This window comes from Amycolatopsis taiwanensis DSM 45107, assembly GCF_000519205.1.
GTDB lineage: Bacteria > Actinomycetota > Actinomycetes > Mycobacteriales > Pseudonocardiaceae > Amycolatopsis_E > Amycolatopsis_E taiwanensis.
In genome coordinates this window covers 112,942-135,722 of sequence record NZ_JAFB01000014.1, presented here as the reverse complement: position 1 = coordinate 135,722, position 22,781 = coordinate 112,942, and the positions used below count along the sequence as shown (strand labels likewise).

The window sequence follows — 22,781 nt, the reverse complement described above, 5'->3', positions numbered from 1 at the left end:
TGCGTCAATGCGATGATCAGGCGTTGCGGATGGTCCGGCTGCCGGCGACAGCGGTGACGCCGAGCGCGACGGCGGCACCGATCGCGATGCTCACCAGGTAGGGGCCGACGTGGAAGGCCGCCGCCGGGCTGCCGGTCTTGACGATGGCGAACGGGATGACGCACACCAGCGCGCCGAGGCCGCCCGCGACCACGCTGATGATCGTCGCCGCGGCCGTCTCGCGGAGCAGCATTCCGCGCGCCTGCCCGATAGTCGAGCCGATCAGCGATATCACGGCGAATTCCTCGCGCCGCCGAGCGATCGCGGCCACCAGATTGTTGGTCAGCGCGATCGCCATGAACAGCGCGATGAGGACCACCACGAGGTAGTTGACCGACGCCAGTACGCGCGCCGTGCTGTCCGGGCTCGCGTGTTGGTTCTCGATGCCCTGCATGCTGAGGGTCCCGGCCGAGACCCCGACGAGCAGCGTGAGAAACGTGACGAGCGGACGCACTCGCTCCGGCGCCGCGGACAGGTTGATGGCCGCGAGATGGGCGGCGGCGCCACGTGGCAGCGAGGAAAGGACGCGCAGGACACGGTTCACCACGTTCACGAGTTCAGGCGCGAGCACGGCCAGGCTGACCGCGATGAGGACCGTGGCCGGACCGGTCATCCCGGTCGTCGCGATGTTGTCCGCCGGCAGGCCCAGGACGGCACTCGCCGAGCCGATCCCGGCGACCAGCATGATTCCCGCGACGACTCGCCGGCCGGTTGCCCGGCGCCGCTTGGACACCGTGGGCACCGGGTCCCCGACGGGGCTTCGCCCTGCCGGTTTACGGCTGCCGATCCACGCCGCCGCCGCGCTCGCGGCCAGCACGACGGCGACGCCGGCGACCGGGAGGCCCACCCCGGGCGCGTAGCTCGAGGCCGGGTCGGTCAGGCCCGCGGAGCGAATGCTCGACATGAGGATCCAGCCGAGGAGGTACCCGACACCCAGGCCGGGCAGCACGGCCGCGACGGCGATCGCCAGCGTCTCCGCCGAGATCAGCGTCCGCACCTGACGCGGTGACGCTCCGATCAGGCGCAACCCGGCGATCTCCCCGGCCCGTCCGCTGACGGTGACACCGATGGTGGAGACCATCGCGAAAACCACGATCGCGACCACCCAACCACCGAGGATCAGCGGGAACTGGGTCAAAAATGCTCGGTCCGCAGCGGCGGTACTCTCCGCCAGGCCCGTGTCGAGCAGCGCGGCCATCGCGACGACCAAGGCCATCCCGACCAGCGCGACGAGTCCGGTGGCGACCGCCGCCGCGCGGTGATAGCGGAACAGGCGCAGTGCCAAGGAAATCATCTCAACGCACCCCCGCCGCGTTCGCCGCCCGCTCGGCGGACTCGACCAGGGTCGCCATGCGGCTGGCGACCGCGGGCGCGGACGGCCGCGCCAGCCGGTCGACGATCAGGCCGTCGGCCAGGAAGAGCACCTGGTCGGAGAACGAGGCGGCCACCGGGTCGTGGGTGACCATGATGATCGTCTGTCCCTGGTCAGCCAGTTGACGCAGCAGGGTGAGCACTTCCCGTGCGCTGCGGATGTCCAGTGCCCCGGTCGGCTCGTCCGCGAACACGACTTCCGGGTTGGTGATCAGCGCCCGGGCGACCGCCACGCGCTGTTTCTGCCCGCCCGACAGCTGGTCTGGCCGGTGCCGGTCGCGGTTGCCCAGGCCCACTCGGGCGAGTAGCGCAGCGGTATGCCGCGGGTCGACCTGGCGCGAGTCCAGGCGCAGCGGCAGTTCTATGTTCTCCGCCGCCGTCAGGGCCGGGAGCAGGTTGAACGACTGGAACACGAAACCGACGCGCCGTCGGCGCAACTCGGCCAACCGGGTCTCGTCGAGCCCGGACAGGTTCACGCCGTCGAGTTCGACGGTGCCCGAGGTCGGGACCCGCAGCCCGGCGGCGCAGTGCAGCAAGGTCGTCTTGCCCGAGCCCGACGGTCCCATGATCGCGACGAACGAGCCGCGTTCGACGTCCAGGTTGATCCCGCGTAACGCGTCGACCGGGCCGGCCTCCCCGGCGAATCTGCAGCGCAGGTCCCGCGTGCGCACGGCAGGTGCGGACATTCTGATCCCCTCCAGCTATGGCGAATGGGTGTTTAAAACGAACGTTTACATGATACGGTAGCACACGTGGGACACCGCGAGAACCTGCTGAGCGCCGCGAGAGAGTGCCTGCTGCGGACCGGGTACGCGCGCACGACCGTGCGTGAACTGGTCGCCGCGTCCGGCGCGAACCAGGCATCGATCAACTACCACTTCGGCTCGAAGGAGGAGTTGCTCACACAGGCCCTCCATGAGCTGAACACCGAGTGGGGAGAGCTGCTGTTCGCCGTCCTCGACGATCCGGCGACACCGGCGGGGACCGACACGCCCGCCACGCACGAAGCTCGCTGGAGCCGGATCATCGAGTCGATCCGGGCCAACCGCGAATTGTGGTTCGTGAACTTCGAGGGCATCAGCTATCTGAAGCACGACGAGAAGGTCCGTGCGATGAACGCAGGCGCCCAGCAAACGGCCCGCACCGTGCTGGCGCGTGCGTTCGGCGGCCTGGGGCCGGAAGCCGCTCCCGACGAAGTGCGTGCCGTCGGCGCGCACTACTACTCACTGCTCGTCGGTACCGCCCTGCAGTGGCTCACCGATCCCGAGCACGCGCCCACCGCGGCCGAGATCGTGCGGGCCGACCAGCGCACGGCGAAGTAGGCCTGAACGGCGCTTCCGCCCCGTCCGCAACCCAGAACTCAGCCGCCAGAACCGGGAACACACGCGCCGGAAGCGGGGACACGCCGGGGTTCCGGCGTGTCCCCGGTCCAGCACGCCGTGTCCCCGGTTCAGACCGGCGAGTTCTGGGTCCAGACAACTGAGTTGCCGGTTCAGTGCGGCAAACTCCCGTCAACGAAAACACCTCGATCAGGCCGAGGAAGGCTGCGCGACGATCGTCGACCTGGCTACCGGCGCGTAACCCCGGCGAGAGAGGGGCGTTGTAGCCCATGGGATGAAATTCCCGTGAGGAAGGGTGGGTGGGATGGGCCGGGCAAAGGCCTTGCTCGCCGGGTTGCTGATGGTCGCCGCGGCCGCACCGGCGACCGCGTACGCCGCGGACACGACGATCGGCTTCTCGGTGACCGAGATGCATTTCGACGTGCTGGTCGGGCCGGGTGGGGTGAAGCACTGCGATGTAGTCGGAGACCTGTACCTGCCGGATGGGGCCAGTGCGAAACGGCCGGTTCCGGCGATTCTGACCACCAACGGGTTCGGTGGTTCGAAAGACGATCGGGCAGGTATCGGCAAGTACTTCGCCGCCAACGAATACGCGGTGCTGGCCTATTCCGGGCTCGGGTTCGGCGGATCCGGCTGCAAGATCACCATGGACGATCCGGACTGGGACGGCCAGGCGGCCAGCCAGCTGGTCGGTTTCCTCGGTGGCCAGGAAGGCATCGCCTACTACGACGCCGCGCATGCCCAACCGGTGCCGGCGCTGACCTCGATCGTGCAGGACAAGGTCGACCACAACGGCAAACCCAGCACCCACGACCCGCGAGTCGGCATGATCGGCGGCTCCTACGGGGGCGGCGCGCAGTTCGCGGCCGCCGCTGTGGATCCGCGGATCGACACGCTGATACCGATCAGCACCTGGAACGATCTGTCCTATTCGCTGGCGCCCAACAACACCGACCTGCGCACCGGGGTCACCTACCGCACGCCGGGGGTCACCAAACTGACCTGGCCGGTGCTGCTCTTCGGGGTGGGGGCCGGGCTGAGCAGTGTGACCGGGCTCAACAACGACCCGTCCCGTGTGCTCGGCTGCCCCAACTTCACCAACGAGATCTGCCCGGACCTGCTGGCATCCGGCACCCTTGGCTACCCGACCAACGACACCATCTCCCTGCTGCGCCATGCCTCGGTGACCAGCTTCGTGGACCAGATCAAGGTGCCGGTGCTGCTGATGCAAGGGCAGAACGACACCTTGTTCAATCTCAACGAGTCGATCGCCACTTACCAGGCGCTCAAGGCCCAGGGCAACCCAGTGAAGCTGGTCTGGCAGTCCTGGGGGCATTCCGGTGGCCCGGCACCCGGGGAGATCGACCCCGACAATATCGACCCTGCCACCCAGTATGAAGCCGCGCGGATGGTCGCCTGGTTCAACCAGTACCTGAAGAACGGACCGGTGGACACCTCGCCAGAGTTCACGTACTTCCGGGACTGGGTGTCCTACAACGGGATCGCCACTCCGGCGTACGGCTCCGCACCGCAGTACCCGGTGGGCACTACCAGCACGCTTTACCTGTCGGGCAAGAACCTGGTGCGGTCGCCGGCGGATGTCGGCCCCGGTGCACAGAGTTTCGGCACCATCCCGGGCGGAATTCCGACCAGTTCCTCCGGCATCGACGTGCTGTCGCCGAACCTGCCGCCGGATCTGAACCTGCCCGGCACCTACGCCTCCTGGAGCAGCGCGCCGCTGTCATCCCCGGTGACCGTGGTCGGGCCGCCGGAACTCACCGTGCGGATGCAGTCCCCGATCCCGGCGGCGCTGGGACCGGCCGGAAAACCGGTGGTGATCGCCAAGATCTACGACGTCGCCCCGGACCACACCGCGAGCCTGATCCACAACCTGGTGGCGCCGGCCAGGATCGCCGATCCGAGCCAACCGGTGACCATCACCTTGCCGGCCATAGTGCACCAATTCGCCGCCGGCCATTCGATCAAGGTGGTGCTCGCCGGCGGGGATCTCAACTACCGCGGTGGACTCACCGGCGCGCTGGTCACCGTCGCCACCGGCGACCTCGGTCAGACGCTCACCCTGCCCACGCTTGACTGACTCGGTATCCCCGGTTCAGGACGCCCTGTCCCCGGTTGAGGCGCGCGAGTTCCGGCTTCAGGCAGCTGAGTTCCCGGTCCCGGGACGATGTTCGCTCCGGAAACACGGTCCGGAGTGGACTGTCCGCATCGAAGGTGACCGGAACGTGGGACTCGCGCGACGGGAACGGGGGACTCGCGCCGCGCTGGTCAAGGGCGGCCGAACTCCAGGCGGTCCACGCGTTCGGTGAGGAACTGCTGTTCGGCGGCGTTGTCGGTGAGTGCGAGCGCGGCCTGGTACGCCTCGACGGCTTCGGCGTCACGGCCGAGGCGGTGCAGTAGATCCGCCTTGGTGGCGTGCAGGTACCGGTAGGTGGCCAGGCGCCCATCGGCTTCGAGCGCCTCGACCTCGGTCAGCGCGGCCTCGGGACCGTCCACCATGGACACGGCGACCGCGCGGTTGAGGGCCACCACGGGAGACGGCCAGATTCGCTGCAATTCGGTGTAGAGCATGAGGATCTGTGGCCAGTCGGTGTCGCGGTAGCTGGGCGCCTGAGCGTGCAACGCGGCGATCGCGGCCTGGAGGGTGAAGCGGCCGGGCGGACCCGCGGTGAGCGCGGCGACGATGAGCCGGTCGGCTTCGGCGATGAGGTCGCGGTCCCACCGAGTGCGGTCCTGCTCTTCCAGCCTCAGCAGGCGGCCGTCCAGGCCGGTGCGGGTCGCGCGACGGGCTTCGTGGACGAGCAGCAACGCCAGCAGCCCAGCGGTTTCCCGATTGTCCGGGAGCAGGGCGTGCAGCATGCAGGCCAGGTCGAACGCCCGTGCGGTGAGGTCGTCGCGCACCAGATTCTGGCCGGAGGAAGCGGTGTGGCCGGTCGTGTAGAGCAGGTGGATGACGGTCAGCACCGTGTCCACGCGTTCGGGCAGATCTTCGGCAGTGGGCACCGCGTACGGGATGCGTGCGGCGGCGATCTTCTTCTTGGCCCGGGTGATGCGTGCGGCCATCGTGGGCTCGGAGACGAGAAAGGCGTGTGCGATGTCCGGCGTGGCCACGCCACACACCAGCCGCAGAGTGAGCGCGATCCGCGCCTGCTGCGCGAGCGCCGGGTGACAGCAGGTGAAGATCAGCCGCAGGCGGTCGTCGGGGACGGCCTGGGCTTCGGGAAGCACCGTGTCGGTGTCGTCGGGCCCGAGCAGCAGGGGCAGCTTGAGTTCGAGCGTCCGCGCCCGGCGCAACATGTTGAGTGCGTTGCGCCGGGCCGCGGTGGTCAGCCATGCCCCCGGCCGCGCGGGCACGCCGTCGCGCTCCCAGGCGGTCAGCGCCTGGACATACGCGTCTTGCACGGCTTCTTCGGCCGCGTCGAGGTCGCGCGTGACCCGCACCGTCGCGGCGAGCACGTAGGCCCACTCGCGACGGTGCGCGTCGGCGACCGCCGTTGTCGCGGTGGTCAGCTGTCCTCCAGGACGTGGAAACCAAGCAGCGGCCGCACTTCCACGCCGCCGTCGACGATGGGAGTCAGTTCGGCGAGCGCGATCGCGTGGTCGAGGTCTCGGGCTTCGAGGACGAAGACGCCGGCCAGTGCCTCCTTGGTCTCGATGAACGGCCCATCGGTGATCTCCTCGCCACGGATCGCCGTGGCCGTCTCGTTGCCCGGCAGGGCGAGGCCGGCCACGATCCGGCCGCCCTTTTCGGCGATCCGGCCGGGCAGGTCGCCGTGCGCGGCCAGCACCTCGGCCGGAAGCTCTTTCGCACCTTCGAAAATCAGTACCGCATACTGTGTCATCGGCTGTTTCTCCGCGAGTTTGCGCGCGACCGCGTCGACGGAGCGCTGCATAGGGGTCGAGTCAAGTCTGTCATGAGGGCGCCTCGCCGCCCCGATAGCGAGACAGTGGCGCGCGCTCGGTGGTCACTGTGATTGCCGCGAGTCAACACAGAGGGTGTCATCGTTTGCGTAGACGTCCCTCAGGTATTCCTCCCACGCCTTCTTGGCCTCTGCCTCGTCGATGCCCTCCGCGTAGAGGTGCAAGGCGACGCCGACCGGCCAACCCCACCTCTCCCGGCCGAAGAACCGGTAGAGCGCGTCGGGCGTGCGCACGCCGAGGAATGGGCCGGTGGCGTAGTCCACGACACCGTCGATCGGGTCCATGCCCTCCGGCGTCATCCTGACTTCATCGCCGACCGCGGCATTCGCCGGCACGCCGAGGGCGTCACGCAGCACGGCGAAACCCGCCTTCGCCGACTCTTCGGGTACATCGAGGTCTAGGTAGACCGCATCTCGCCCAGCGAAGTGGCGCAGATACTCGGTGAGCGAGTGACAGTAGAAGGCTGTATGGCGCCGGCAAGCGTCGAGCTGGCTGTCGTACTCGTCGTCGGCGAAGACGCCCTGGTGGGTGAACTTCAGGTGCGTGCGCTCGCCGCGCGGTTCGAGCCGGTAGTCGAGTTGGTTGAAAAACCCGCCGCCTGCCTCGGCCCGGGTGGCGAAGTGCCGGCCCGGTTCCCAGGCGGTCACCGCCCCGCCGCCCTTGGTCAGGCCGGTCTCGGCGCCGCCGAGGCGCGGCTCGTAATGGATCTTCCAGAGCCAGCCGGCGGTGTGGACGGTGAACGCGTCCCACGCCTGTGCCGGAGTCGCGGGCAGGTCACCCTCCCAGCGCACTTCGAACTTCTTAGGCATGCTCACTCCTTCGGGTCGAGATGTTCCCTCCACCTCCTCGACACACGAGTGGCACGAAAATCGACAACTTGCTCGGCTGGTTTCCCGCCACCGACGGACTCCCCGCACCCGGCCGCTTTATGCTGGGTCACACCGCGATCACCGGGAGACGTGATGACCTATCCACCACAGCCTTACGGACAACCGGACGGGTTCCCACAACAACCGGGCGGCTATCCACAGCCTGGGGACCCACAAGGGGGCGGATACCCACAGCCGGGTGGGTACCAGCAGCCGGGCGGGTACCAGCAGCCCGGTGGGTACCCGCAGGCCGGCCAGTTCCCGGGCGCCGGCGCACCGGACTCCGGCGGCTTCCCGGGTGCCGGTTCGGCCCCGCAGGCCGGCGGGATCCCCCAGCAGCCATACGGCGCGCCGGAATACGGCCAGTACCCCGGCTACGGCCAGTCCGGTGGGTACGGCCAGCCCGGTGGGTACGGCTGGTCTCCACAACCGCCGAAGAGCCGCAAGGGGCTGTGGGTCGGGTTGAGCGTCGGCGTCGTCGTGATCCTCGCCGCGTTGGGCATCACGGGCTTCTGGCAGCCGGGCTTCTTCCTCGGCAAGAGCTCTCCCGAAGCCACGCTGCAGGGCATCGTGGACGCTCTCAACAAACACGACCAAAACGCCTTGACCGCACTGAAGTGCGCGGACGCCGATCCCAAGATCGCGAAAGCGATCAGCAACGTCAACGGGGTCAGTAACGCGAAGCTGGTGAGCGGACCGACCAAGGTGTCGGAGACCGAATACGACGGCGTGATCAGCATCACCTACAACGGGAAACCCGATCCGTTCACCAGCAAGCTGGCGAAGGAAAACGACCGCTGGTGCTGGAAGGACGCCGACGACACGCAGTCCTCATAGGACCGATAGGGCACTCACAACGGTGTCGATCCGCACCAGGGCCGCGGCGCGCGCCTACGCCTCGCATTCTTCGGCGCTGACATATTCCACGCCGAGTTCGGCGAGCTTGGCGCGCAGGCCGTAGCGGTCGAGGCCGAGCTCACCGGAGGAAAACGCCGCGCGCGCCGCGGCCTCCTTGTCGACCCGGGCCTGCGATCCCTCCAGCGCACGGTTCACGTCCTGGCGGGGTACGACGACCACCCCGTCGTCATCGGCGAGGATCGCGTCGCCGGGCCGGACCAGCTGGCCGCCGATGGTCACCGGCACGTTCACCGCGCCCGCGGTCGCCTTCACCGTGCCCTGCGCGCTCACCGCGGCCGACCACACCGGAAAGCCCATCTCGTGCAACTCGGCAACGTCGCGCACACCGCCCGTGGTCACCAGTCCGCGGACGCCCCTCGTCTGCAGCGACGTCGCGAGCAGCTCACCGAACGCCCCGTCGGTGTTCGGCGAGGTCGTGGTCACCACCAGGATGTCTCCGGCCTGGCACTGCTCGACCGCGGCGTGGATCATCATGTTGTCCCCGGGCCAGCACACCACGGTGACGGCCGTGCCACCGATGCGCGAACCGAGATGCGTCGGCCGCAATCCCGGCCCGAGGTAACCGGTGCGCCCCATCGCCTCGTGCACCGTGGCGACCCCGTGCTCGGCCAGCTTGTCCACGGCCGTCAGATCCGCGCGCGGCGGATTGGTCACGATCACGTTCCTCACGACAGAACCTCCGCGACTTCAGGTACCCCAGACCCTAGAATCACGTCCACAAAATCGTCAACAATATGGTCGACGATCGAGATTACGGGTGGCGCCCCAGAAACGTGAGGAGTTGGTCACTTGCAGTGGCGCCGGGCGGTGCTGCGGCCGGCCAGGCGAACCGGATGGGACGGTCGGCGTCGGTGACGAAGAACGGGGCCAGTTCCAGCAGTTCCTCGGCCAGCGCGGACGGGAGGGGGCGGTCCCCACCACAGGCGCGACCCACGTCCCAGCCGTGCACGGCCACCTCCAGCGCACCGGCGGCCACCACGATCCCGGTGGTCAGCGGTGACTGCGCGACGAGCACCGGGCTCGGTGACCGCGCACTCGACCAGGCACCAAGGAGCCGGCCGGCCCGGGCGCGCGCCAGCTCGACCGGATCACCGTCCACAACGGACTCCTCCAGGCCGACCCGGCCGAGCTCGGCGGCCTCGTGCAACGCCAGCAGCGAGTCGTTGAGGTGGGCCAGCAGCGCCCGGAGGTTCCACCGGCGGCAGGGCGTGGGCCGGTCCAGCGACTCGGGACGAACCTCCTGCAGGTTGCCCAGCACGTAAGAGATCGCGCGTTCGAGCAGCCCGACGCCACCCAGCAGGGCAGTCGGTGAGCAGTCGGTCATCGGAGGTCCAGTGTCTTGCGGGACAACCGCACCCGGTGCTCTTGCGGGACACCCGCACCCGAGTCGGCCCCGATGAGCAGGGCTCCGCCAGCGTCGCTCATCGGGCCGCCTCCAGTGCCTTGCGGGACACCCGCACCCGGGCCGGCCCCGACGAGCAGGGCTCCGCCAGTGTCACTCATCGGCCGCCTCCAGTGCCTTGCGGGACACCCGCACCCGAGTCGGCCCCGACGAGCAGGGCTCCGCCAGTGTCGCTCATCGGGCCGCCTCCCATGTCTCCGGCAGGCCGAATTTGGCGAACAACCGGGTGTCGAAGAACGAGACCACATGTGAAATACCCGACGAGGTCAGCGTGAGCACGTGAAGCTGAAATGGTCGGTGGGTGTCCCCGTCGAGCAGGTACACCCCGAAGGCTGGCTGCCCATTGGCCCAGGTGGGCAGCAGGCGCATGTCGCCGGGGCACTTGGCCGGGCACTGCAGGTCGACGAGCCGGGCGATCGCCTCGGCACCGGAATACCAGCCGGGGAACGGCGGCATCTCCCACACCGCGTCCTTCGTGAACAACTCGACGATGGCCGAAATGTCCTTCTTCTCGAACGCCGTGACATACCTGTCCAGCAACGCGCGCTGATCGGCCTCGGCCGGCTCGACCACGCTGTCTTCGGTCGGGGTCGCCTCGTCGAGTTGTGCGCGGGCGCGCTGCAGGATGCTGTTCACCGCCGTGGTCGTGGTGCCGATCACCTTGGCGACCTCCGCTGCCCGCCACTGCAAGACGTCCCGCAGGACCAGCACGGCGCGCTGCCGGGGCGGCAGATGCTGCAACGCGGCGATCAGGGCGAGCCGGATGCTTTCCCGCGAAGTGACCACGGCGGCGGGGTCGGCGCCGACCATCGCGTCCGGCACGGGTTCGAGCCAGGGCACCTCCGCCCGTTCCTCCAGCACGTCCTCCGGATCCGAGCTCTCGGCGCCGAGGCCGCTGGGCAACGGCCGCTTGCCCCGGGTTTCCAGCGCGGTCAGGCACACTCGCGTCGCGATGCGATAGAGCCAGGTGCGCAGGGACGAGCGTCCCTCGAACTTCTCGTGCGCCCGCCAGGCGCGCAGGTAGGTCTCCTGGACCAGGTCCTCGGCGTCGTGCACCGACCCGAGCATGCGGTAACAGTGCGCCAGCAACTCGCGCCGGAACGCGTCGGCCTCCCGAAGGAAGTCCTCGTCGGCCGGCTTGTCCGTCAGTGTCATGGTCACAGCTTCTCCTCGCTCGCCACACCTGTACAGACCGGCCCAACGAGAAAAACTCATCGGCCGTGGGCGAACGCGCTCCAGACGGGAGAACGCCGGCCCGGCGGGGTCATTCCTCGTAGCGGATGGCGTACCGAGCGGCAATCGGGTTGATCTTGACGGGGTCGACCGTGCCGCGGTCGGTCAGCACCGACGGCCCCGCCTCGAACAGATCCTCCAGGTAGTGTTCCCAGCCGCCCGGGGACGAGATCTGCAGGACCCGCGGCGGCGGCTCGGAGGCGCACCGCAGCGCGTGCGGAACCCCGTGCGGCAGCAACACGAACGTGCCCTTCGTGATCGTGTGGGACTCGTCGTCGAAGTCCACGCCGAGCGCACCGTCGAGGACGTAGATGCACTCGTCCGCCTCGTGGTGCGTGTGCCGGGGAATGTCGCGGGCGACGACGACTTCGAGCAGCGAGAACCTCGCCTCGGTGTCCTCCGTCGTCGCCTTCACGGCGAACGCGGGCGGGAGCGGGACGCGTCCCGGCCTGGCCTCGCCGGGCTTGAGCAGGATGAAGCGATCCTTGGAGCCGCCGGACATGCGCTATCCTTCCAATAAATCGGAACCGGATTCCGTTTCCAGATTGGCGGAGGGAAGTCGGAGTTGTCAACTGAGCGCAGGCCACGAGCCGACGCGGAACGCAACCGGGCCCGGGTGATCGAGGCGGCGCGCACCCTGTTCGGCGAGCGCGGAGACGAGGTGCAGATGCCGGAGATCGCCCGGGCCGCCGGAGTCGGCGTAGGCACGGTGTACCGGCATTTCCCGGACCGCCAGGCACTGGTGGAGGCCGCGGCGGAACACCGGTTCGCCGAAATCGAGCGGTACGCGCGAACTCGGTGCCTCGGCGGAGACTTGGGGCTGGCACGCTACCTGCGTTACGTCGGGCGGATGCTGTCCCGGGACCGGGGTCTGTCCTCCGCCATCGAGACGTCGCGCGGATCCACCGGAAGCGAGCCCCGCGGCGAGGCACGCGCCCGGCTGGAGACCGTGGTGGCCCAGGTGATCGCGCGGGACGTCGAGGCCGGAGCCCTGCGGCCGGACTGCACGGTCGGCGACGTCTACCTGCTCGTCGGCTGCCTGTCGTCGGTCATCCGCACCGGCAGCGGCGACTGGCGCCGGTTCCTCGACCTCGCCCTCGACGGCCTCCGCCCGCGACAAATCCCCCGCTGACGAACACCCGTGTCCCCACCCCAAGCACTCAAGTCCCGGCTCCAGCACGCGTGTCCCCGCTCCAGGCACACGAGTTCCCGACCCCAGCACGCGTGTCCCTACCCCAGGCACGCGATTTCCCGGCTCAGGCACGCGAGTTCCGGGTTCAGGCACGGGCGAGGGACCGCAAGTGTGGCAAAGGCTCCCAGGGGGACCGTCCCGCCGAGGTCCGCGGCTGACGGGCGATCAGTCCTCCGTCGACGTCAGCCACTCCAGACTGTTGCGCCAGGGATCGGGGGTCCGGATGGCGGCGCTGTGGTCGCCGGGGTGATGAGTGATGCGGACGGTGGCCGGGGTGGCGGCGAGGGCGTCGCGGAAGCGGGCGGCGGCCTCCGGGGGAACGTGGGTGTCGTCCGCGCCCAACTCGAAGGCGATGGCCGGGGCGTGGGCGGCGAAGGCGTCCAGGCGTTTCATGGGGCACAGGTGATCGTGGAACCATTGGGCGGTGGGGCCGGCCTCGCCCTGGTCGATCTCGCGGGATGGGTCGAACACGTCCCGCATGCCGGGGCGCGTCCAGTCCGGAGTAGCGACGATCGCGGCGACGCGGCGGACCCGGGCGTCCGCTCCGGCCAGGGCCACGGCCGTGTCCCCGCCCAGGGACATGCCACCCGCCACCGCCTCACGGCCGGCGCCCAGCTCCTCCTCCGCCCAATCCAGGACACGCATGCAGTCGAGCACGGTGCGGCCCAGGATCGGCCACATCCCGCGGCGGAACGCGGCGAACACCCGGGCGAACCGCTCCTCCCCCGTCTCGTCGGCAGCGCGCTCGCCGTGCTGCCAGGGGTCGACGCTCACCGCGGTGAAGCCGGCCTCGGCCAACTCCCTCAGATAGGGCTCCATCGCCGCCTTGTCCATGCCGAACGGCGGTTGCCACAGGGCGAGACGGGGGCCGGCTGCGCGAGGCTCAATGGGGCTGCACCACGCCACGGGAATGTCGTCAACCAGCGTCGACTTCAGTGTCGTCATGGCCTGGACCCTATTGGCGAGCGGTTCGGACACCTACCGCCGGAAATTCAGGCTATGGCGGGGAGGTTTCGGGCCGCTTCCTGGAGCAGATCGCGCAGCCAGACATGGCCGGGGTCGTCGTCGAAGTTGGCGTGCCACCAAAGCATTTCGACGATGGGCTCCGGATTACCGGGACATTCGAGCACCCTCAGGCCCAGCCGGTCGGCGACCTGCCGGGCCAGCCGCTCCTGCAGCAGCGCGATCCGGTCCGTGCCGGCGACCAGGTGCGGCACGGCCTGGTAGCTCTCCACCCGCACGGCGACGTTGGGGCGGATGCCGAAGATGGTCAGCTGCCGCGGGATCGGTGCCACGGTCGAGCCCTGGTCGGGGTGGTACGGCGCGACCCAGGACAGCCGGGCCAGGTCGTCGAGGCTGGGCCGGTCGGTGCCGAGCAGACCGTTGTCCCCGGACACCACGCACACCCAGCGGTCGCGGAACAGCTCGGCCGACCGCATGTCCGGCGTGCGGAACCGGCCCACCGGCGGCGAGATCATGCCGTCCATCAGGCGGATGTTCTCGTCGATGTGGGTCGCCATCGCCTCCCGCACCAGGCGCAGGTGCAGCCCCACGCCCGGCGCGCGCTCGTCGACCAGCCGGCCGAGATGCTCGCCGAGCACCGCGATCGTGTAATCGGCCACCAGCAGGGTGAACTCGCGCCGGGAGCCCTTCGGGTCGAACACCTCCGCGGCCGCGAAGAGCCGCTCGGCCGCGGCGCACACCACCTCGACCTGCTCGGCAAGTTGCGTGGCGAGCGGAGAAAGCAGGTAGGTGCCCTTCCCGCGCACGAGCAACTCGTCGCCGAAATGCCGCCGCAACCGGGAAAGCGCCGCGCTGGCCGCCGGCTGGGTCACTCCGACCCGCTCGGCCGCCCGGGTCACGTTCCGCTCGCGGATCAGCTCTCGCAGGATCACCAGCAGGTTCAGATCCAGGTTCGCCAGGCGCGTGACGGCTCGTTTCATCCGCCCATTTGACGTGCTTACCAGCCGGAAGTGAAGTCCAGGTTTTGACAGCGTCGCTGCCAACGATGGCAACGTGCGCGAGTCCCACCTTCCCGTCGGGTGAGTCCCACATTCCCGTCTACCGGAACGCGGAACTCGCGCTACGCGAATGCGGAACTCGCGCGACGGGAATGTGGGACACGCGGGACGGGAATGTGGGACACGCGGGACGGGAATGTGGGACACGCGCGACGAGAACGTGGGACACGCGGGCATTGTCAGTGGCGTTCGAGCAGCCAGCTGCCGAAGGCGCGCAGGTGGTCGTTGAGCGAGTTCGGTTCGATGACGTCGAGGTCGAGGTTGAGGTAAGCGAGCCAGCGGGCGGCCCAGTCGAGATCGTCGGTCCCGAAGCGGAGTTCGCATTCGTAGTCAGCATCGATCACGGTAGCGACGCTCGGGTCGACGAGCTCGCGGACGAGATCGGCGGAGGTGTGAACCCGAACGCGGACGCGGTGCCGCCACGGTCCATGCGCAAGCGTGTCAGCGACGAACTCGGCGGCGTCGGCCGGTGGCTCAGGCGATTGGATACCCGTGCCGAGCGGTTGGACGTGATCAATACGGTCCACGGCGTAAGCCTTCCACTCCAGGTCTCCGCGCGGGCATGCGACGAGGTACCAACGGCCGCGCAGCGTCACCAGGCGGTGCGGCTGCACGTCGATGGCGGTTGCCGGTGAGGTGTCGTTACGGCGGTGACGAATGCGGAGCGCTTCGTTCGCGCGACAGGCGAGCGCGGCGGGAACGAGCACATCGTGGCCGGCGCGGCGCGAGAATTGCCCTGGCAGCGTCTGTACGTCGGCCAGTGCGGTAAGCCGGGCCTGCCAGCGCGATGGCACGACCTGGGTGAGCTTGGCCAGCGCGGTGACCGCAGCGGTTTCCAGTCCGTCAACGGCAACGGCTGTCCGCAGTCCTAATGCGACTGCGGCGACCTCGTCCGCGTCCAGCAGTAGCGGAGGCATGGTGCGCCCGTGCGCGAGCCGGTAACCGCCTGTCCGGCCGGCCTCGGCGTCGATGCGGTAGCCGAGCTCACGTAGTTGCGCGACGTCACGGCGTGCGGTGCGTTCTGTGACGCCAAGGCGGGCGGCGAGACCGGCGGCGGATATGCCCGGGTGCGTCTGAAGCAGCGAGAGCGTCTCAAGGCGACGGCTTGCCGTGCTCGCCGGACTGTGCGCCTGCATACCCAGACACTAACCGACCGGGTATTGGGTCATCCTGGATGACATGAACCAGAAGCAACTGCTGCGTCCCGAAGGACTCGTGCGTTCCCCCGCGTTCAGCCACGTCGCGGTAGTGCCGCCCGCTGCGACGACGGTTTACATCGGCGGCCAGAACGCCGTCGACGGTGAGGGCCGGCTCGTCGGTGGAAGCGACGCCGCCGCCCAGACCCAGCAGGTGATGGCGAACCTGCTGCAGGTCGCGCTGGCTTCCGCGGGTGCCGGTGTCCACGATCTGGTAATGCTGACGATCCTCGTGGTCGATGGCGTCGACATCACGAAGGCTTATCCCGTTGCCGCCGCGGCATTGGCGGGTGCCGCGCCACCGGTCGTGGTCATGCGGGTCGCCGGTCTGGCCGTTCCGGGCGCGCTCGTCGAAGTCAGCGCCGTCGCTGCGGTGGCGTCGTGAGGCGAGCGGAGGTCGGTCGCACCCGTGATGCCGGCTGGCAGATCGGGGTGTCGAAGACCATCGACTGTCCGGTCGAGGAGGTATGGGACTTCATCACCTCACCGGCGGGCATCGCCATCTGGCTGGGCGAAGGCGTCACGGTCTTGTCCGAGCACGGCGCGGGCTACGAAACCACGACCGGAATCCACGGTGAGACAAGGAGTTTCCGCGAACTCGACCGAATCCGGCTCACCTGGCAGCCGCCCGGCTGGTCGCACGACACGACACTGCAATTGGCCGTACGGCCGGCAGGTGCGGGCCGGGCGATGTTGCGAGTCCACCAGGAACGGCTGGCCGATGCTGCCGAACGCGAGCGGCAGCGCCGCCACTGGCAGGGCGTCATAGCTGCTCTGGTGGCTGCCCTCACCGAAGCCTGAAACTGGCCGGGCTCCCCCAAGGGAGCCGGGCCAGTGATTGTGCTCAGTGCCTGTTCAGAACCTGCCCACCTTCACCAGGAATCTGGCGGCTCCGGAACAGACTGTCAGTCGACCGGAACGACGATGTCCAGCAGCGGCGGGTACTGCTGGCATCCGAAGATGTCGCCCTCGCCCGGGCTGCCGCTGGGCTGCGGCCGGGCGAACGTGAACTTGATCGCGTGGGCGGGGTCGAAGTTGACGAAGTCGACGATCCGCTCGTCGTCCACTTTGAACAGAGCGGCGACCGTCTCCCGGGTCAGCACGCCGCTGTTCTTCACGTGCTCGTAGTCCTCGCGGGTGTGGAAGATGACGTCGAAGGTGATGCGGTCGGTGCCCGCGTTCTTGCTGCGGATCGTCTTGGCCAGTTCGGCCAGGGTTTTGGTCGGCATGGTCGCTCCTTGGGTTGTGGTCCGGCCGGTCAGGACGCCGAGGCGCCGACTTCGCACAGGTTGAGCTCGAACAGTTCCATCGGGTCCTTCACCGGCACGGTGTGGTTCATCGACCAGAAGTACGTCGTGCCGGCGGGCAGAACGTCGTCCACCACGAACGAGGCGGTGCCCGCGGTGCCCTTGACCTCCGGCAGCCGGGCGTAGAAGATCTGCCGGGCCCCCATCAGCGTCACGCTCTCGGCGAGTTCGCTGGTCTCGGCGATCCCCTCGACCACCACACACAACTCGTGGGAACGGATCTCGGTGACCGGTTCCAGTTCGCCCATCACGCCGTCCTTGCCGAAGACGCGGAAATTGAGGTGGTAGTCGACGCCCTTGAACTGCGCGGCCACCTCGCCGCGCACCAGGTCGAGGACCTTGTCGATGTTGGCGATGGTGTAGGGATCGCGGATCCCGGCGATGCCAAGGTACTTCTCGCCCAGGCGGCGGGAACCCTCGAGTTTGACCTTGATGTCGCCCTCGATGGGTACGTACTTCTGCCCGGTGATCCGGGTGGTTTTCTCGTCGTACTGCTCGTAATTGCAGTTCGACATGTCGAGCAAGCCGCCGGCGAAGTACTCGAAGTACGGGTTGGAACGTTCGTACATCGCATGCCCGGCGACACTGGCGACCGTGCACCGCTGATGCGGTGCCATCGCGGTGACCTTGACGTCGTCGTGGGTGATCGTGCCGATCACGCTTTCCTTCGCACCATAGGGTTCCGCGCAGAACGATGCGCACTCCAGGACCTTGCCCGCGTAGTAGGCGTGTTCGGGCGGGAACCCTTCGTGGATCGCCGGGGCGGCGAAAACCGCGACATCGCTGGACCGGCCACCGATGATGACGTCGGCTCCGGCGGCCAGGGCTTCGAGGAACGGATGCACGCCGGCGACGGCGACCACGCGGGTGGTGGTCTCCAGTTCCTCGACGGTGAGGTTCTCCCGGCCATCCAGCCCCTCGAAGATGACGCCGCTGTCCATTCTGGACTTCAGGTCGGCGTTGTCGAGTTCGGAGTAGAAGTAGGCGAGCTTGAACGGCGGGAGCCGGTGCTCGGCCGCCAGGTCCTTGATGATCTGGACGAACATGTCCACCCGGCTGTTCGTGCCACAGTCACCGGCGGATCCGACGAGCATGGGCACGTTCTGCTCGCGAGCGGCCAGGAGCATCAGTTCGAGGTCGTGCTTCTGCCACTCGTACATGCTGACCGAACGGTCGGCGCCCAGCGCCGCGGGACCGATGTCGTCGCTGCCGGAGTCGCAGCAGTAGTAGTCGGGACGGGTCGCGGCTGCGAGGTGGAAGCTCTCCTCCTTGGTCGGCGCGAAACCGAGGTGACCGTTGGGGCTGACGATGCGAAGTTCGGACTTCATGCTACCTCATCCAGTACTGGTTATAACCACTACGGACACAGTCGCACTCGCGCCCGATCACTGTCAACTGTGGTCAGGTGTCAGCCGAGGCTGTGCAAGCTGCGGTCGATCGCGAACTTGTACCGGTCACCACGATAGGCGGCCGTACGGTACTCGACCGGACGATTTCCCTGGGACAGCAAGGAAGTGACCCTGAGGATCGGCCAGCCCTCGTCGACGGCGAGCAGTTCGGCGAATTCGCGGTCGGCGACGATCGCTTCGAACGTCTGCGCCAGGTGGTCCGGCTTGGTGTGCTCGGTGTCCCGGTACAGGTCCAAGGTGGAGAACGGGAGTCCAGCCCGCTCCGCGCGCCTCGCCGCCGCGGTCATCTCCTCGCCGACGTCGGGCGGGAAGTAGCTGTCGTAGACGACGATCGGCTGTTCGTTACCCCGGCCAACCAGCCGCAAATGCGCCACCGGCGCGGTCGCGCCGAGTCGCAGAATGCTGGACAGGGCAAGGTCGCTGACCGTCACTTCGGCGGTGTGCAGCCGGGTCGAAGCGACCAGCCCGCGCTGGGCGAGCGTCTGCTCGAAGCTGTTCAGCTGCTCCAGCGGCTGCTCCATGGCCGGTTGCGCGACGAACGTGCCGACCCCGTGAATCCGGTGCAGCAGGCCATCCCGCGCGGCGATGTCGATCGCATGCCTGACCGTGATGCGGCTCACGTCGAACAGCTCGCACAGCTGCCGCTCCGAGGGAAGCTGACTGCCCGGTGACCACTCACCGGAGTCGATTTTCTCCCGGAACGTCGCCATGAGCTGCTCATAAAGCGGCTGACCGCCTCCGCGATCGAGCACCACACACCGCCAAACCGAAGACCAGTAGGGACGACTGGTTCTTATCACACTACCGGCGCGACCGGACCACCGGCACCCTCTGTGGCGAGCAGGTCGCGCCGCTTGGCCCGATGAACGCCGGTTTCGACGTTATTACGGTTCACTTCGGCCGGAAATCAGGGCTTCTCAGCGGCTATTCGGACTGCTAACGTTCCCGGCCATCGACATAACCAGTTAGTACCACTGGTCGCTAATCCCACCGTCCCGAGGAGGCAATATGCCGGGGGTGTCATGTTCGGACTACCTGTAGCCGTCGTCCTGCTCGTCGCGCTCGTCGCGTTCATCGCGGTGATGTTCCTCGTGTTCAAACGCCCGATGTACGAGAACATGGCCCTCGGTCTGCTGCTGCTCGTGGCCCTGTCCGGCCAGTGGAGCCGACTGGGCGAATACCTGGTCTTCCCCACCAAGAACAGCCTGTTCTACGTGATCTTCACGTTCATGTTGATCGCGAGGATCTTCGACGCCACCGACGCCGTCGGCCGGATCGTCTACATCATGCTCGCCCTCGTCGGGCGGTTCCGCGGCGGTTCGGGCTATGTGGCGACGCTGGCGAGCGCGTTCATGGCCTCACTTTCCGGCAGTGGCCCGGGAAACGCGGCCGCGGTCGGGTCCTTCACGATCCCGATGATGAAGCGGTCCGGGTTCAAGCCGCACACGGCCGCGTCCATCGAGATGTCCGCGAGCATGCTGGGCAACGTCATCCCCCCGGCCGGGATCATTTTCCTGTCCTTCGGCGTCGTCGACGGCGTCTTCCCGGGGAAGATCAGCCAAAGCGGCTTCATCCTCGCCGCCTACGTGATCGGTCTCTGGTTCCTGCTCCAGAAGTTCGTCGTGCTCTTCTTCATCTGCAAGGCCACCAAGGTCAAACCGATCCCGGTCGAGGAGCGGCCCAAGTTCGGCGAGGTATGGAAACAGGGCTGGCCCGCGCTGCTGCTTCCGGTGGTGCTGTTCGTCCCGCTGATCATCGACTTCGCGGCGAAGGGCTGGCTCGTCTCCCGCCTGGGCAAGGACGGTGCGGACAACTTCTCCAACGCGGTGCTGATGTTCACCCCCGGCCTCGCCGCCGTCTACGCGCTGGTCATCGGCCGGAAATCGCTGCCGGAGGGCAAGCTCCGGCTGGCGCCGATCGTCGACATGTGCCGTGGTTCCCTGCGCACGGTGGTACCCATCGCCGCGACCGTGTACTTCGCGTACGCCATCTCGGCCGCGTTCACCGGCCTGAAGGCGGAAAAGGAGATCGAGACCTGGTTCACCGGGTTGCACTTGTCGCTGACCGCGGTAGTCCTGATCGTGCCGCTGGTCTTCGCCGTCCTCGGGATGGTGCTGCCCGGCACGGCACAGGTGGCGATCCTCGGCGGATCACTGGTCACGGTGTTCGCCGCACTGGGCGGCAACCCGGTCCTGCTGGCGCTGATGCTGCCGGCGCTCACCGGTGCGCTGGAGGGGATGACTCCGCCCCTTGCGCTCGGCCTGTTCGTGACGATGGGGATCGCGAACTCCGAGTTCGGCAAGACAGCCCGGGCGGCGACGATCTGGATCGTCTGCCACCTGCTGATGTCCATGGCACTGCTCGCGGGCCTGTTGCCCATCGCCGGCATCTGACAAGGGGTTCAAAGTGCGGAAGGTATTGAAAAACTGCTACGGCGCGCTCGCCGTCGTCGCCCTGGGCATGGCGGTCCTGCTCGCCGCCGTCTTCCTGGTGGCGCTGATCATCGGTGGCCACGGGGGCGCCACGCTCAGCCAGTTCGGCGGCACGCTTGCCAAGTGGAGCATCTACGTTGCCGCGGTGGCGATGCTGCCCGGACTGGTCTACGTCTACCTCACCGGTGAGCACTCGTTGACCGCCAAGAAGAAGGAGCCCGCGACCACTACGGACGAATGAGCTCGGCCACCAGACGGTGCTTCCGGTCTTCGGTGTCTGTGTTCCCAAGCCGGAACTCAAGTGTCTGGACCGGGGACACGCCCGGCCGAACCAGGAACTCACGTGCCCGAACCGAGAACTCACGTGCCCGAACCGGGAACTCGGGTGCCTGAGCCGGGAACTCGGGTGCCTGAGCCGGGAACTCGGGTGCCTGAGCCGGGAACACGCCAGGTGCTGGCGTGTCCCCGGCTGGGGAGGGTGAGTTCTGGGTTCGGGAGGGTGAGTTCCGGGGTTCGGGTGAGAACACCGAAATCAGCCCAACCTAACCGACCGACCCAACCTGCCCAACCGGCTTCGGCACAGGCAGCTAGCCCATGTCCCACACGGTCACCGGCGCCTTGGGCGGCCCGAACCGCACGATCTTGTTCCCGACGAGCTGCGTGGTCAGCGGGCTCGAGCTGTCATAGGGCGGCTCGAACGTCGGTCCTTGGATCATCGACCCGTCGGCGGGCGAAAACGCCATGAGCTGGCGCTCTTCGTCGGAGTCCGGCGCGGCGTACTCGACCCACACCTTGCCCTGGCTCATACCGACCATCTTCACCTCGGCGTCCACGTCGAAGGTGTGCTTCCACCGCGACTGGCCGGTGGTGGTGTCCCAGGAGTTCACCGTGATGGTGACGTGCTCCGACGGCGTGGCTCCCTCGTCACTGTCCACAGTGAACATGGTGGTGCCGTCGAAGGCGGCCGAGCCGTAGGCGTAGTTCGGGCTGATGAATTCCCCGAAAGTGGTCGCGATACGCCCGATGGGCACCGGTGACCCGTTCGGTCCGGACAGGGAGTAGATCCCGGTGCGCGCGTCCACGGCGACCAGCGGGTTCGCCGACAGCAGCCACCACGAGCCGGGGGCACTGTCGTTCGACGCCGGAGCTATCCCTTTCACCGCACCGCTGACCGTGTCGTAGGTGGCGACCTTCACGCCGTCGGAGTCGCAGGACAGCACCTGAGCGGTCACGTCTCCCTCCGCCAGCGCGGACATCGAATAGCAGAAGTGGTCGTCCCATTCCTCGACTTCCTCCGGAACCGGAGGCGCGGTCCATTTCCGCTTCCCGTCGCGGGCACCGTAGCCGAACGTGGTCTCCGGGTCCTGGACGATCACCATTTCCTTCGCCACCCACAGCACACCGAGCACCCGCTTGTACCCCTCGAAGTTGCTCGGCAGGGTTAGTTTCTCCTGCCACAGCAGCTTGCCCGCGGTGAGGTCGACCGCGGCTGCGGTGTCGCAGTGATCGCTGTCCACGCCCAGGCCCACCGCTCCGATCCCGCCGTCGGCCCGGGGACTCATCGCGCAGATGACTTGACCGGCCGGCGCCGGCACCTGCCACAACTGCTTGCCGGTGTTGAGGTCGTAGCCGGTGACACCGGATTCGACGACGTTGGCGAGCGTGTGATCGTCGACCACCCAGCCCCCACTTGGCTTGTTGGGGTCGGCATTGACGGCCGGGGCAGACCACAGTTTCTTCGCGTCGCCGCCGGAGCCGCTCCCGCCGGTACCCCCGGACGCGCTCTTCCCGGACGAGAACACGCCGGTTACGGCCAGCGTCACGCCGGTACCCACGAGCACCACGACCAGCACCAGGATCGTGACGATCATCGGCGTTTTGCTGCGCTTCGGCGGCATCCCGTAGCCACCTGGCATCCCATAACCTCCGGGCGGCTGCGGTGCCGCCTCGGGATATGGCGTCCAACCGCCCGGCTGCGGTGAAGTCTGTGGGTATGGTGTGGGGTAGCCGGAGGGCTGCTGGCCCTGGGACGAATCCCAGTTCGAAGGAGCGCCAGGCGGGGGCTGTGTCATGGCAGCATTCCTATCATGATCGACCCTGTGTCCAGCCGCTA

The 22,781-nt window shown here is 68.0% G+C and carries 25 protein-coding genes; 8 read left to right on the top strand and 17 right to left on the bottom strand.

The features are described from left to right. Positions 1-16: 16 nt before the first annotated feature. Positions 17-1,333 carry an FtsX-like permease family protein gene (locus tag A3CU_RS44570; protein ID WP_043840991.1) on the bottom strand — a complete coding sequence of 439 codons (1,317 nt, stop codon included), beginning with the start codon at positions 1,331-1,333 and terminating at the stop codon, positions 17-19. Position 1,334: 1 nt separating this feature from the next. Further along, entirely contained in the window at positions 1,335-2,096 is a 762-nt protein-coding gene (locus A3CU_RS0112820; RefSeq protein WP_043840990.1) for an ABC transporter ATP-binding protein, read from the bottom strand. A 66-nt stretch (positions 2,097-2,162) separates the two neighbouring features. On the opposite strand from A3CU_RS0112820, the gene A3CU_RS0112815 reads away from it, so the two are divergent. Both A3CU_RS0112815 and A3CU_RS0112810 read left to right on the top strand, forming a co-directional pair. Next, positions 2,163-2,732 carry a TetR/AcrR family transcriptional regulator gene (locus A3CU_RS0112815; protein WP_027942632.1) on the top strand — a complete coding sequence of 190 codons (570 nt, stop codon included), beginning with the start codon at positions 2,163-2,165 and terminating at the stop codon, positions 2,730-2,732. Positions 2,733-3,054: 322 nt separating this feature from the next. After that, positions 3,055-4,848, top strand: a complete 1,794-nt coding sequence (locus A3CU_RS0112810; RefSeq protein ID WP_027942631.1) for a S15 peptidase family protein — start codon at positions 3,055-3,057, stop codon at positions 4,846-4,848. 188 nt (positions 4,849-5,036) lie between these two features. Here the strand turns inward: A3CU_RS0112810 and A3CU_RS0112805 are convergent, their stop codons facing one another. From A3CU_RS0112805 to A3CU_RS44565, 3 genes are all read right to left on the bottom strand, one after another. Then, complete coding sequence (locus tag A3CU_RS0112805) at positions 5,037-6,278, bottom strand: RNA polymerase sigma factor (RefSeq protein ID WP_211246413.1); 1,242 nt, start codon at positions 6,276-6,278, stop codon at positions 5,037-5,039. Beyond that, positions 6,275-6,661: a YciI family protein gene (locus tag A3CU_RS0112800; RefSeq protein WP_245617033.1), complete on the bottom strand. Its 387-nt coding sequence runs from the start codon at positions 6,659-6,661 to the stop codon at positions 6,275-6,277. The genes A3CU_RS0112805 and A3CU_RS0112800 overlap by 4 nt, the downstream gene beginning before the upstream one ends. A 72-nt stretch (positions 6,662-6,733) precedes the next feature. Beyond that, positions 6,734-7,498: an SRPBCC family protein gene (locus tag A3CU_RS44565; RefSeq protein ID WP_052371677.1), complete on the bottom strand. Its 765-nt coding sequence runs from the start codon at positions 7,496-7,498 to the stop codon at positions 6,734-6,736. 153 nt (positions 7,499-7,651) lie between these two features. On the opposite strand from A3CU_RS44565, the gene A3CU_RS0112790 reads away from it, so the two are divergent. Next, positions 7,652-8,395: a hypothetical protein gene (locus tag A3CU_RS0112790; protein WP_027942628.1), complete on the top strand. Its 744-nt coding sequence runs from the start codon at positions 7,652-7,654 to the stop codon at positions 8,393-8,395. Between the two features lie 54 nt (positions 8,396-8,449). On the opposite strand, the gene A3CU_RS0112785 is transcribed toward A3CU_RS0112790, so the two are convergent. From A3CU_RS0112785 to A3CU_RS0112770, 5 genes are all read right to left on the bottom strand, one after another. After that, positions 8,450-9,145 carry a 4-carboxy-4-hydroxy-2-oxoadipate aldolase/oxaloacetate decarboxylase gene (locus A3CU_RS0112785; RefSeq protein ID WP_027942627.1) on the bottom strand — a complete coding sequence of 232 codons (696 nt, stop codon included), beginning with the start codon at positions 9,143-9,145 and terminating at the stop codon, positions 8,450-8,452. Positions 9,146-9,227: 82 nt separating this feature from the next. After that, on the bottom strand, positions 9,228-9,800 hold the full coding sequence (locus A3CU_RS0112780) for a TIGR03086 family metal-binding protein (RefSeq protein ID WP_043840989.1): 573 nt from the start codon (positions 9,798-9,800) through the stop codon (positions 9,228-9,230). After that, positions 9,797-9,979 carry a hypothetical protein gene (locus A3CU_RS52360; protein ID WP_156960346.1) on the bottom strand — a complete coding sequence of 61 codons (183 nt, stop codon included), beginning with the start codon at positions 9,977-9,979 and terminating at the stop codon, positions 9,797-9,799. The genes A3CU_RS0112780 and A3CU_RS52360 overlap by 4 nt, the downstream gene beginning before the upstream one ends. A gap of 73 nt (positions 9,980-10,052) precedes the next feature. Next, the gene (locus tag A3CU_RS0112775; RefSeq protein ID WP_027942625.1) at positions 10,053-11,033 is read right to left on the bottom strand and encodes a sigma-70 family RNA polymerase sigma factor; all 981 of its coding nucleotides are present in this window, start codon (positions 11,031-11,033) and stop codon (positions 10,053-10,055) included. Between the two features lie 109 nt (positions 11,034-11,142). Then, a complete protein-coding gene (locus tag A3CU_RS0112770) occupies positions 11,143-11,613 on the bottom strand; it encodes a cupin domain-containing protein (protein ID WP_027942624.1) in 471 nt (156 codons plus the stop codon). 63 nt (positions 11,614-11,676) lie between these two features. Between A3CU_RS0112770 and A3CU_RS0112765 the strand changes: the two genes are divergently transcribed. Next, positions 11,677-12,243 carry a TetR/AcrR family transcriptional regulator gene (locus tag A3CU_RS0112765; RefSeq protein WP_027942623.1) on the top strand — a complete coding sequence of 189 codons (567 nt, stop codon included), beginning with the start codon at positions 11,677-11,679 and terminating at the stop codon, positions 12,241-12,243. Positions 12,244-12,468: 225 nt separating this feature from the next. Here A3CU_RS0112765 and A3CU_RS0112760 read toward each other — a convergent pair whose 3' ends face one another. From A3CU_RS0112760 to A3CU_RS0112750, 3 genes are all read right to left on the bottom strand, one after another. Further along, a complete protein-coding gene (locus A3CU_RS0112760; RefSeq protein ID WP_027942622.1) occupies positions 12,469-13,248 on the bottom strand; it encodes a dienelactone hydrolase family protein in 780 nt (259 codons plus the stop codon). Positions 13,249-13,295: 47 nt separating this feature from the next. Further along, positions 13,296-14,246: a LysR family transcriptional regulator gene (locus A3CU_RS0112755; protein WP_027942621.1), complete on the bottom strand. Its 951-nt coding sequence runs from the start codon at positions 14,244-14,246 to the stop codon at positions 13,296-13,298. 257 nt (positions 14,247-14,503) lie between these two features. After that, the gene (locus tag A3CU_RS0112750; RefSeq protein ID WP_043840988.1) at positions 14,504-15,460 is read right to left on the bottom strand and encodes a helix-turn-helix transcriptional regulator; all 957 of its coding nucleotides are present in this window, start codon (positions 15,458-15,460) and stop codon (positions 14,504-14,506) included. A gap of 43 nt (positions 15,461-15,503) precedes the next feature. Here A3CU_RS0112750 and A3CU_RS0112745 point away from each other — a divergent pair, with 43 nt between their 5' ends. Together A3CU_RS0112745 and A3CU_RS0112740 are read left to right on the top strand one after the other, a co-directional pair. Next, complete coding sequence (locus A3CU_RS0112745; protein ID WP_027942619.1) at positions 15,504-15,905, top strand: RidA family protein; 402 nt, start codon at positions 15,504-15,506, stop codon at positions 15,903-15,905. Further along, entirely contained in the window at positions 15,902-16,321 is a 420-nt protein-coding gene (locus tag A3CU_RS0112740) for an SRPBCC domain-containing protein (protein ID WP_027942618.1), read from the top strand. The genes A3CU_RS0112745 and A3CU_RS0112740 overlap by 4 nt, the downstream gene beginning before the upstream one ends. Before the next feature lie 104 nt (positions 16,322-16,425). Here the strand turns inward: A3CU_RS0112740 and A3CU_RS0112735 are convergent, their stop codons facing one another. The 3 genes from A3CU_RS0112735 to A3CU_RS0112725 form a co-directional block, all read right to left on the bottom strand. After that, positions 16,426-16,749 carry a DUF4387 domain-containing protein gene (locus A3CU_RS0112735; protein ID WP_027942617.1) on the bottom strand — a complete coding sequence of 108 codons (324 nt, stop codon included), beginning with the start codon at positions 16,747-16,749 and terminating at the stop codon, positions 16,426-16,428. A gap of 29 nt (positions 16,750-16,778) precedes the next feature. Further along, complete coding sequence (locus A3CU_RS0112730; protein WP_027942616.1) at positions 16,779-18,155, bottom strand: acyclic terpene utilization AtuA family protein; 1,377 nt, start codon at positions 18,153-18,155, stop codon at positions 16,779-16,781. Between the two features lie 80 nt (positions 18,156-18,235). Beyond that, complete coding sequence (locus A3CU_RS0112725; protein WP_156960345.1) at positions 18,236-18,988, bottom strand: GntR family transcriptional regulator; 753 nt, start codon at positions 18,986-18,988, stop codon at positions 18,236-18,238. A 270-nt stretch (positions 18,989-19,258) separates the two neighbouring features. On the opposite strand from A3CU_RS0112725, the gene A3CU_RS0112720 reads away from it, so the two are divergent. Both A3CU_RS0112720 and A3CU_RS0112715 read left to right on the top strand, forming a co-directional pair. After that, entirely contained in the window at positions 19,259-20,629 is a 1,371-nt protein-coding gene (locus A3CU_RS0112720; protein ID WP_027942614.1) for a TRAP transporter large permease subunit, read from the top strand. 13 nt (positions 20,630-20,642) lie between these two features. Then, a complete protein-coding gene (locus A3CU_RS0112715; RefSeq protein ID WP_156960344.1) occupies positions 20,643-20,909 on the top strand; it encodes an ER lumen protein-retaining receptor in 267 nt (88 codons plus the stop codon). A gap of 346 nt (positions 20,910-21,255) precedes the next feature. Here A3CU_RS0112715 and A3CU_RS0112710 read toward each other — a convergent pair whose 3' ends face one another. After that, positions 21,256-22,584 carry an outer membrane protein assembly factor BamB family protein gene (locus tag A3CU_RS0112710; protein ID WP_169739625.1) on the bottom strand — a complete coding sequence of 443 codons (1,329 nt, stop codon included), beginning with the start codon at positions 22,582-22,584 and terminating at the stop codon, positions 21,256-21,258. Positions 22,585-22,781 lie beyond the last annotated feature (197 nt).

Coding starts and splice junctions, on each gene's coding strand:
- A3CU_RS0112755 (WP_027942621.1), bottom strand. CDS start 14,246: ATGAAACGAGCCGTCACGCGCCTGGCGAACCTGGATCTGAACCTGCTG.
- A3CU_RS0112775 (WP_027942625.1), bottom strand. CDS start 11,033: ATGACACTGACGGACAAGCCGGCCGACGAGGACTTCCTTCGGGAGGCC.
- A3CU_RS0112735 (WP_027942617.1), bottom strand. CDS start 16,749: ATGCCGACCAAAACCCTGGCCGAACTGGCCAAGACGATCCGCAGCAAG.
- A3CU_RS0112760 (WP_027942622.1), bottom strand. CDS start 13,248: ATGACGACACTGAAGTCGACGCTGGTTGACGACATTCCCGTGGCGTGG.
- A3CU_RS52360 (WP_156960346.1), bottom strand. CDS start 9,979: ATGAGTGACACTGGCGGAGCCCTGCTCGTCGGGGCCGGCCCGGGTGCG.
- A3CU_RS0112730 (WP_027942616.1), bottom strand. CDS start 18,155: ATGAAGTCCGAACTTCGCATCGTCAGCCCCAACGGTCACCTCGGTTTC.
- A3CU_RS0112750 (WP_043840988.1), bottom strand. CDS start 15,460: ATGCAGGCGCACAGTCCGGCGAGCACGGCAAGCCGTCGCCTTGAGACG.
- A3CU_RS44570 (WP_043840991.1), bottom strand. CDS start 1,333: ATGATTTCCTTGGCACTGCGCCTGTTCCGCTATCACCGCGCGGCGGCG.
- A3CU_RS0112800 (WP_245617033.1), bottom strand. CDS start 6,661: ATGCAGCGCTCCGTCGACGCGGTCGCGCGCAAACTCGCGGAGAAACAG.
- A3CU_RS0112780 (WP_043840989.1), bottom strand. CDS start 9,800: ATGACCGACTGCTCACCGACTGCCCTGCTGGGTGGCGTCGGGCTGCTC.
- A3CU_RS0112745 (WP_027942619.1), top strand. CDS start 15,504: ATGAACCAGAAGCAACTGCTGCGTCCCGAAGGACTCGTGCGTTCCCCC.
- A3CU_RS44565 (WP_052371677.1), bottom strand. CDS start 7,498: ATGCCTAAGAAGTTCGAAGTGCGCTGGGAGGGTGACCTGCCCGCGACT.
- A3CU_RS0112710 (WP_169739625.1), bottom strand. CDS start 22,584: ATGCCAGGTGGCTACGGGATGCCGCCGAAGCGCAGCAAAACGCCGATG.
- A3CU_RS0112790 (WP_027942628.1), top strand. CDS start 7,652: ATGACCTATCCACCACAGCCTTACGGACAACCGGACGGGTTCCCACAA.
- A3CU_RS0112770 (WP_027942624.1), bottom strand. CDS start 11,613: ATGTCCGGCGGCTCCAAGGATCGCTTCATCCTGCTCAAGCCCGGCGAG.
- A3CU_RS0112810 (WP_027942631.1), top strand. CDS start 3,055: ATGGGCCGGGCAAAGGCCTTGCTCGCCGGGTTGCTGATGGTCGCCGCG.
- A3CU_RS0112720 (WP_027942614.1), top strand. CDS start 19,259: ATGTTCGGACTACCTGTAGCCGTCGTCCTGCTCGTCGCGCTCGTCGCG.
- A3CU_RS0112820 (WP_043840990.1), bottom strand. CDS start 2,096: ATGTCCGCACCTGCCGTGCGCACGCGGGACCTGCGCTGCAGATTCGCC.